At 69.3% G+C, this 8,961-nt stretch carries 8 protein-coding genes; 2 read left to right on the forward strand and 6 right to left on the reverse strand.

Going from position 1 to position 8,961, the window contains the following annotated elements:
• Both EIO58_RS08020 and EIO58_RS08025 read right to left on the reverse strand, forming a co-directional pair.
• Positions 1-1,354 (reverse strand): hydantoinase B/oxoprolinase family protein (locus EIO58_RS08020; protein ID WP_164861586.1); only part of this gene is annotated, 1,354 nt, incomplete at its 3' end.
• Positions 1,351-3,405: a hydantoinase/oxoprolinase family protein gene (locus tag EIO58_RS08025; protein WP_164861587.1), complete on the reverse strand. Its 2,055-nt coding sequence runs from the start codon at positions 3,403-3,405 to the stop codon at positions 1,351-1,353. The genes EIO58_RS08025 and EIO58_RS08020, both read right to left, overlap by 4 nt.
• Before the next feature lie 117 nt (positions 3,406-3,522).
• On the opposite strand from EIO58_RS08025, the gene EIO58_RS08030 reads away from it, so the two are divergent.
• Together EIO58_RS08030 and EIO58_RS08035 are read left to right on the forward strand one after the other, a co-directional pair.
• Positions 3,523-4,356 carry an enoyl-CoA hydratase-related protein gene (locus EIO58_RS08030; RefSeq protein ID WP_127819087.1) on the forward strand — a complete coding sequence of 278 codons (834 nt, stop codon included), beginning with the start codon at positions 3,523-3,525 and terminating at the stop codon, positions 4,354-4,356.
• Positions 4,357-4,392: 36 nt separating this feature from the next.
• Positions 4,393-5,187 carry an IclR family transcriptional regulator gene (locus tag EIO58_RS08035; protein ID WP_127819088.1) on the forward strand — a complete coding sequence of 265 codons (795 nt, stop codon included), beginning with the start codon at positions 4,393-4,395 and terminating at the stop codon, positions 5,185-5,187.
• A 3-nt stretch (positions 5,188-5,190) separates the two neighbouring features.
• On the opposite strand, the gene EIO58_RS08040 is transcribed toward EIO58_RS08035, so the two are convergent.
• From EIO58_RS08040 to EIO58_RS08055, 4 genes are all read right to left on the reverse strand, one after another.
• Positions 5,191-6,054 carry an ABC transporter permease gene (locus EIO58_RS08040; RefSeq protein WP_127819089.1) on the reverse strand — a complete coding sequence of 288 codons (864 nt, stop codon included), beginning with the start codon at positions 6,052-6,054 and terminating at the stop codon, positions 5,191-5,193.
• Positions 6,051-6,842 carry an ABC transporter ATP-binding protein gene (locus EIO58_RS08045; RefSeq protein WP_127819090.1) on the reverse strand — a complete coding sequence of 264 codons (792 nt, stop codon included), beginning with the start codon at positions 6,840-6,842 and terminating at the stop codon, positions 6,051-6,053. The genes EIO58_RS08040 and EIO58_RS08045 overlap by 4 nt, the downstream gene beginning before the upstream one ends.
• An 18-nt stretch (positions 6,843-6,860) precedes the next feature.
• Complete coding sequence (locus tag EIO58_RS08050) at positions 6,861-7,631, reverse strand: ABC transporter permease (protein ID WP_127819091.1); 771 nt, start codon at positions 7,629-7,631, stop codon at positions 6,861-6,863.
• A 73-nt stretch (positions 7,632-7,704) separates the two neighbouring features.
• Positions 7,705-8,961 (reverse strand): hypothetical protein (locus tag EIO58_RS08055; protein WP_205789182.1); only part of this gene is annotated, 1,257 nt, incomplete at its 5' end.

The raw sequence follows: 8,961 nt of genomic DNA on the forward strand, positions 1-8,961 counted from the left end.
CGCGGGTGCGGCCCGCGCCGCCCCCGTCGCGCGTGAGCCCGTACGAGAGCACGCGCACCGGGTGCGCCGCCTCGAGCAGCTCGGACGGGGTGTTGCCCGTGTTGCCGATGCTGGTGCGCCGCGCGTGCGAGCCGTCCGCGCGCAGCGAACCGCCCTGGCCGGCGCCATGCACCTCGTACATGATGGCGTCGTCGGGCACGTCCTCCCGCCCGACGATGAGCACGGTGGCGCTTCCCGTGCCCGCCGCCGGGACGAGATCGGGCACGGCTTGGGCGAGCGCGCCGAGCACGACATCGGCGATGCGGGCCGACGTCTCGTGGTTGCCCGCGACCACTGGGGCCGGCGCGTGGGGATTCACGATCGTGCCCTGCGGTGCGATGATCGTGACGGGGCGGTAGGAGCCCGAGTTCGACGCGGTGTGCGGCTCGGAGAGCGCCTTGAGGGCGAAGTACGCCGCCGACACCGTCACCCCGTGCGGGCTGTTCATGCCGCCGCGCGACTGGCGCGACGATCCGGTGAAGTCGATCGTGACCTCGTCGCCCCAGACCTCCACGGCCGCGCGGATGGCGATGGGAGCCGGATCGAAGCTGTCACCGTCGCAGTGATCCTCGAACTCGTAGCGGCCGTCGGGGATCGCGCGGAACGCCGCTCGGGCTCGCTGCTCGCTCACGTCGAGCACCTGGCGCATGGACTGAACCACGACTTCCGCTCCGTACCGCTCGCAGAAGTCGAGGAGGCGCCGCTCCGCCGTCACGCACCCGGCGTACTGCGACCGCATGTCGCCCATGCGCTCGGCCGGGTTGCGGACGTTGGCAGTGATGATGTCGACGACATCCTGGTTGATGAGTCCCTCGCGATAGATCTTCACCGGCGGCATCCGCAGCCCCTCTCCGAAGATGTCGGTAGCGAGCGTGAAGTAGCTGCCGGGTGCGGCACCGCCGATGTCGACATAGTGGCCGCGCACCGCGGCGAACGCGATGAGGCGCCCGTCGGCGAAGACCGGCTTGGCCATGAAGAAGTCGGGCATGTGGTTGTTGCCGCGATAGGGATCGTTCTGCAGCACGACGTCCCCCGGGCGAAGGTCCGCCGCGTCGATGCGATCGAGGACGCCCCGCATCGTCATCGGCATGCTGCCCAGATGGATCGGAATGTCGCCGACACCCTGCACGACGATGTCGCCGGACGCGTCCAGCAGCGCGCAGGAGAGGTCGCCGGCCTCGCGCCAGAGGTTCGAGTACGCGGTGCGCAGCACGACAGCCTTCATCTCGGCGACCGCAGCGCGCAGGCCGGCGTCGATGACCGAGAAGGTGATCGCGTCGAGCGCGGTGTCGGTCTGGTCGGTGAGCAGGGTCATGCGCGTCCCTTCAGGTGCAGCAGCAGGTTGCCGTGGGCGTCGACGACGGAACGGGATCCTGGCGGGACCACCACGGTGGTGTTGTCGGAGGCGACGATCGCGGCGCCCTCGAACCAGTGGCCGGGAAGCAGGTCGGTGCGTCGGAACAGCGGTACGGTCGCCTCTTCGGCGGCCGAGACGTGCAGCGTGCGGGTACCCGCCGCGGTCGCGGCGACGGGTGGGCCGGGCGTGCCGGTGCGCTCTCCACCGGTCACGACGCCGATGCCGGTCACGCGCGCGACGGCGATGTCGATCGCTTCCACGTCGACTCGGAACCCGTTGAGACGCTCGTGCAGACCGTGGAAGCCATCCGCCGCGCGCCCGGTCCAGCCGGGCACGTCGATGCGGTCGACCGGCACGGTGATGGAGGTGTTCTGCCCGGCGTAGTGCAGGTCGAGCCCGTACAGGATCGTCTGATCGACTGCGGGGACGCCCTCCGACGCCAGGTGCGCGCGAGCCCGATCCGCGAGCGCGATCAGGGCGGCGGCGAGCGCGTCCTCGACGCCGTCGCCCAGCCGCGCCATGAAGCTCGCGGCGTGGTTGTGAACGACGTCCGACACCACCAGCCCGACCGCCGACAGCACGCCGGCCGATGGCGGGACGATCACCGTGGGGATCGAGAGCTCCGCCGCGATGTCGGCGGCGTGCATGGGCCCCGCCCCGCCGAACGCATTCAGCGCGAAGTCGCGCGGGTCGTATCCGCGGCCGACCGAGACCGCGCGGACGGCGCCCGCCATCGCCGCGTTCGAGATGCGACGGATGCCGAGGGCCGTCGCCACCGCGCCCAGCCCGAGCCGATCGCCCAGGCGCGCACATGCCGCCAGCGCCGCAGAGCGGTCCACCGTGACGTCGTCGCCGAGGCGCACCCCGTCTTCGAGGATGCCCAGCACCACGTTCGCGTCCGTGACGGTGGGCTCCGTGCTCCCGCGACCGTATGCGGCCGGTCCAGGGTTCGCGCCGGCGCTCTGCGGTCCGACGAGGAACTGGCCGCCGGCGTCCACGTGGGCGATGCTGCCGCCGCCGGTTCCGATCGTCTCTATGTCGACCGTCGGCACCTGCACGGGAAGGTCCATGGTGCGGCTGCTCGTGGTCAGGGGAACCTCCGCGTCGGCGATGAGGCACACATCGAAGCTGGTTCCCCCCATATCGACGGTGATCGTGTTCGGGATGCCGGTCTGGCGTGACACCAGACGCCCGGCGACGACTCCCCCGGACGGCCCTGAGAGAAGCAGGTTGACGGGCGTGTGCGCCGCGTGCGAAGTGGAGGTCACGCCGCCGTTCGATTGCATGATCCAGGTGCGCACGTTGGGGTTCCACTCCGCGATGCGGCCGGTCAGCTCGCGCAGGTACGGCGCGCAGACGGGCTTGAGGTACGCGTTGAGCACCGTGGTGGCGGTGCGCTCGAACTCGCGCACCTGCGGTAGCACGTCGCACGACAGCGACACCGCGAGGTCGGGGATCTCTTCACGGAGGATCGCGGCGGCGCGGCGCTCGTGGGCTCCGTCGACGTGGGCGTACAGGAAGCTGACGGCGACGCTCGTGACCCCGCGCGCGCGGATGATGCGGGCCGCCGCGCGCACCGCCTCCTCGTCGAGCGCCTCGATCACCGCTCCGCGGGCGTCGAGCCGCTCCGGGATCTCGAAGCGATCACGGCGGGCCACCAACGGCGCGGGTCCCGGGTCGAGCAGGTCGTAAAGCGCCGAGGCGGGACGAGTCAGCCGCGCGATCTCGAGCACGTCGCGGAAGCCCCGGGTGGCCAGAAGCGCGATGCGCGGGCCGTTGCGCTCGAGCGCGAGATTGGTTCCGATCGTCGTGCCGTGCACGAGCTCCTCGACATCGGCGTCGGAGACGCCGTCGGCAAGTTCTACAACGCGCCGTGCCGCCGCGACGACGGCGCCGGCGGGGTCGTGACCTCGCGAGGAGACCTTTGTCGCGCTGATGATCCCTCGCTCGTCGTCCCACAACACCGCGTCGGTGAAGGTACCGCCCGCGTCGATGCCGATTCGCTTCACGACGTCCTCTCCGCCGTTCCATCTAGCGGAAGGCTTATCTACCCTGTAGAATACACAGCGTAAGCGCATCGTCGCGTACACGTCAATCGAGGGGCTAGGCGCCTACCAAGGAGAGACATGCCGATCACCGACAGCTGGGCCACGTCCGGCACCTATAGCGACATCTCGTACCGTGCGAGCGATGACGGGATCGCGCTCATCACGATCGAGCGTCCACACAAGCGCAACGCCTTCCGTCCGCTGACCAGCGCCGAACTGGTGCACGCGTTCGCGCGCGCCAGGCACGACCGGGCGGTGCGCGTAGTGCTCCTCACCGGTGCCGGCGATCAGGCGTTCTGCTCCGGCGCCGACCTCTCCGAGCGCACGGGTGAGGGTGAAGGGGGAGAAGGAGCGACGAGCGACATCGCTCCGGCGAGCGTGCTCGATGTGCAGGTCGCGATCCGCCGCATCGAGAAGCCGGTGATCGCCCTGGTGGCCGGTTACGCGATCGGGGGCGGTCAGGTGCTGCAGCAGGTGTGCGACCTGTCTATCGCGGCCGACAACGCCGTGTTCGGCCAGGTGGGCCCGCGCGTCGGCAGCTTCGACGGCGGCTACGGGATCAACCTGCTCGCCAGGCAGATCGGCCACAAACGTGCCAAGGAGATTTGGTTCCTCTGCCGTCGGTACGACGCCGCTACGGCGCTGAGCTGGGGGCTGGTCAACACCGTCGTGCCGCTGGATCGCCTCCTCGACGAAGGGGTCGCGGTGGCACGCGAACTGACCGCCATGTCGCCGGCGGCCCTGCGGATGCTCAAGAATGCTGTGAGCGCTGAAGAGGACGGCCTGCACGGCGTCGCGCAGCTCGCGAACGACAGCTGCCTCTTGTACTACGGCACTGACGAAGCCGCCGAGGGTGCGGAGGCGTTCATGCACAAGCGTGCGCCGGAGTTCGAAGACAAGCTCGCGTTCTGACGCGACCGCGCACGGCACGACAAGGAACGGGGACACATGGGAGCCAAGAAGACCTTGCCCGGTGAAGAGCCGCAGGGGATGCTCGCCCGCGGGCTGTCGATCCTCGAGGCGCTGTCGCAGCACCCCGACGGCATCTCGGTGACCGATCTCGCTCGGGCGGTCTCGCTGCCGGTGAGCACGACGCACCGTCTTCTGGCCACCGAGACGTCGCTCGGATTCGCCACCTTCGATCCGGAGCGCAAGACCTATCATCTGGGCACCCGCGTGTTCGAACTCGCGAACCGGGTGCGCGCCGTCACCGACCTCGGCGGCATCGCGCACCCGGTCATGCGGGCGCTCAGCAAGCGCACCGGCGAGACGGTCCAGCTGGCCGTGCTGAGCAACGCGCGCGCGCTGTTCATCGAAAAGGTGGGCACCGAGCAGGCAGTCGGCATCCGCGGCGCCGTGGGCCAGAGCGAGCCGCTGTACGCGACGTCCACCGGGAAGTCGCTGCTGAGCCAACTCCCGCCCGAGCAGCTGGAGCAGCTCCTCGACCAGATCGACCTCGCGCCATGGTCGCCCACGACGATCACCTCGCGCGAGAAGCTGCTCGCAGAGCTCGAGCTCGTTCGCACCCGGGACTACGCGACCGCGGACGAGGAGTTCGACCAGGGCGTGCGCGCCATCGGCGTACCCGTGCGGGACGGACGCGGCCTCACCCGGGCGGCGCTGTGTATCTCGGCGCCGGCATTCCGGGTGCCGATGGACCGGCTCGTGGGCTGGCTTCCCGACCTTCAGGAAGCCGCCCACGAGATCGGTGTGCAACTGCCGCTCTCGGTCACCGACTACTGATGGTCACGCCCAGCGCGTGAGTCGGGAGACCAGCCCGCCGAGCAGCTTCATCGTCCCGAGCGCGAGCGCCGAGAATACGATCGCAACGACCACCATGCGGTCTACGAGTGAGAAGCGCAGCGTCTCGTTGAGCATCCACCCGAGCCCCGACGTCAGCCCGTAGATCTCACCGGCGAGCACCGACGTCCAGGCGACAAGGCCGCCGAAGACCAGCGTGCCGCGCAGTTCGGGAAGGATCGCGGGCACGACGACGCGCAGCCACAGGTTCAGCCCGCGCACGCCGAGCGTGCGGGGGTACTCGAGGACGTGCGGCGACAGGTTGGCCACGGCATTCGTCGTGCCGACGATGAGGATGAATGAGACGCCGAACACGACGAAGAGGATCGCCGACAGATCGGTCGCGCCGAACCACAGTGTGAACAGCGGCGCCATCGCGAGCCCTGGCAGCATCCGCAGCATCTCGGCGGCGCCGCCCGCGCTGAGACGCACCGGACGCACGGCCGACAGCATGAGGCCGAGCCCGACCCCGACGACGAGCGACAGCGCGAGGCCGACGACGACGCGCGCCAGGGTGACGCCGGCATTGGCCGCGAGGGCGAGCACGGCGCCGAGCACGGTCTGGTCTCCTCCCGCGCTCGTCGCCGCGACGCCCCAGCCGCCCGTCCAGTAGTCGCTGATCCCAACGACCCCGGAGCTGGCGACCGTGAGCAGAGACGGCATGACGCGATCGCCTTGGGCGGTGGCGGCGGCGAAGTACTGTGCGACGACCTCCCACGCGATCAGGCCGACAACGAGGCCGGCGACGACGCTGAGGGCCGAGGGGCGCGTGCGCAGGACCAGGCGTCGCGACGAGGCGACCCCACTCACGACTGCATCCTCGCGGGGGTCTGCAGCACCTCGAGCAGGCGCGCGCGGATGGCGTCGGCATCCGGATTCATGCGCAGATCGTCGCCGCGCGGGCGGGTGAACGGCAGATCGATGTCATAGCCGACGCGGCCGTCGGTGACCACGATGATGCGGTCGGCGAGCTTGAGCGCCTCGTCGACGTCGTGGGTGACGAACACGATCGTCTTACCCGTCTCGTTCCACAGGTCGAGGAGGGTGTCGTGGAGATTGGCCCGCGTGAAGTAGTCGAGGGATCCGAACGGCTCGTCCATCAGCAGTATGTCGGGATCGTTGGCGAACACCGCGGCTATCGCGACACGCTTGCGCATACCGCCCGAGAGCTCCTTGGGCCACGCACGCTCGCGGCCGGAGAGGCCGACGGCCTCGATGAAATGCCGCACCCGCGGCAGCCACGTCGGCTGCGGCACGCGGCGCATGCGCGGGCCGAAGGAGACGTTGTCCTGCACGCGGAGCCACATCGGGATGGCGTCCTGCTGGAACACCATCCCCAGGTTGGGATCGGGCCCCGTCACTGGCGCACCCTCCGCCAGGAGGGTGCCTTCGGTAACCTCCTGCAGCCCCGCCATGCATCGCAGCAGAGTGCTCTTACCCTGACCCGAGGGTCCGAGGATGCACAGGAACTGCCCGCGCGGAACGGTCAGGTCCAGTCCCTTGAGCGGGGTGATGGACTGCGAGCCCGCGCCGAACGACACGGTCAGTCCGGAGATGTCGAACGCCGGCGCGCAGGTCGCGATGGTCGTCGGGGTCATTGTTCTCCTATAGGTAGGTCACTGCCAGCGGGTGAAGAGACGGATGCCGCGCTGGAGCAGCAGGTCGAGGAGGATCGCCGCGATGCCGATCGCGATCGACAGACCGAGCACTGCCGACACGTCCCCCTGGCTCGCGCGGATCGCGATGATGCGCCCTGCGCCGAACTGGGAGCCGAGAAGCTCGACCGTCGTCTGCACGGCGATCGCCGTCGACAGCGCGACCCGCAGCCCCGCGAGCACCGCGGGCAGGGATGCGGGGACGACGACGTGCACGAACCGGCGACGGGAGTCCAGCCCCTGCGTCGACGCGTACTCTTCGCAGGCGGAGGGAAGGGACAGCGCGGCTGACTGAGCAACGAGGCCCACGGTGACGAAGCAGTAGAACGCCACCAGGATCAGCTTGCTGATCGGCCCCTGGCCGAACCAGATGAGGCAGAACGGCGCCAGCACGAGCGCAGGGATCGACCCGAACAGGAACAAGGCCGGCTCTGAGGCGTTCCGCACCCACTGCAGGCGGGCGCTGAGCAGGCCCACGGCCGCGCCCAGGAACGAGCCGAGCGCCCAGCCCAGCGCGGCCATGCACACTGTCCAGAGGATGTTGATGCCGGCGCCCGGTGTGCGCACGCCGAGATAGGCAAGACCGGGGTCGGTGACGAAGCTCGTAGCGAAATCGATCGTCACCTCGATGGGCGAGGGAAGCATCGCGCGGTAGTCGATCAGCAGAGCCGCGATCTGCCACGCGACGAGCAGGGCCAGGATGCCGATCGCGCGCCACTGCCAGTCGCGCATGCGCGGACGGCGGATCTCCCGCCCGACGCGGCGCGCCGGGCGGGAGGTTGGAAGTGTGACCGTCAGCACTGAATCACTCGGATGCCGCCGCTGCGAGGCGGTACGCGTCGAGGTAGTTGCGTGCGTCGTACTGCGCCTGCGCAGCGGCCTTGAGGTCGCCGTCGGGGGCCTCTGCGAGCGCGACGTCGGCCGCCTTCTGGTACTCCTTGAGCGCCTTCCAGATGTCGCCGGCGATGCTCAGCTGATCCGGGGTGTGCCCTTCTGAGATGACCCCCTGCGCGGCGATCGAGTCGATCTGCGCACCCATGACGGTGTCGAAGTAGAACGCGCCATCCTCGTCCTCGTAGAACTCGGCGGCGTCTTCGAAGCTGCGCAGCGAGTACAGCCCGTCGAACGTGCCTGCGAGATCCACCGCTGTGAGCGAGGAGCCCGTGTAACTGTTCAGGTGGTCGACGTAGTCCGCGGCGACCGCCTCCGGGTCGGCCTGGAACTCGTCGACGAGACGGTAGATCACCGACGCGTATCGCAGCAGCGTGTCCCAGTTCTCCTCGGCGTATTCGGTCGTCGTGAGGTATCCCGAGAAGGTGGCACGGAGTGAGACGGTGTCTTCGGCGGGACTGTTCTCGATGACGTCGGGGAGTGCGACGAGCGACTCCCACCCGTCGCCGAGGAGACGTACGATCTCGACAGCGCCGGTGGGCGAGACGAAGTCCGCCTGGCCGGCCTGCGCAGCCCGCACAATGTCGGGGTTGGTGAGATAGGTGATGTTCCAGGTGCTCATGTCGGTGCCGGCGGTCGACGTGATGAGTTGGTAGAACGTCGGCACGACGCGGTCGCGCAGGATGACGTCCTTGCCGTCGAGCTGGCTCAGCACGGATGCGAGCGCATCTTCATAGCTCTTTCCGTCGTCCATCTCGTCTTCGAGCGTGCGGTACTTCCCCTCCGGAGCGAGGATGCGGTACCCGTAGAAGACGTCCTGGAGCTGGAAGGCCACGACGTTGTCGACGTTGTCCATCTGCGAGATGAGCGCAGGCGGATACCCCGAGCCGATCTCGATCTGGCCGTTCAGCAGCGGCGTGACGGCCGCGATGAGGTCGGCCTTCACGCCGACCGGCTCGGGATCGAAGGTGATGCCGACATCTGAGAAGTAACCGCGCTCGACCCCCGCCGCCGCGAGCATTTCGTCGCCGTACGGACTGAGCCCGTGCGTGATCGTGACGTCAGGCACCGAGTCGCCCGGTTCGGTCAGCCCGGCGGGCCGGAGCGCGGCGGGCGTGCCGGCGGCGCCCGGTTCGGCCGCCGATGCGCAGCCTGCGAGCAGCGCGCCGAT

The organism is Microbacterium sp. CPCC 204701 (assembly GCF_004010105.1).
Classification (GTDB): domain Bacteria; phylum Actinomycetota; class Actinomycetes; order Actinomycetales; family Microbacteriaceae; genus Microbacterium.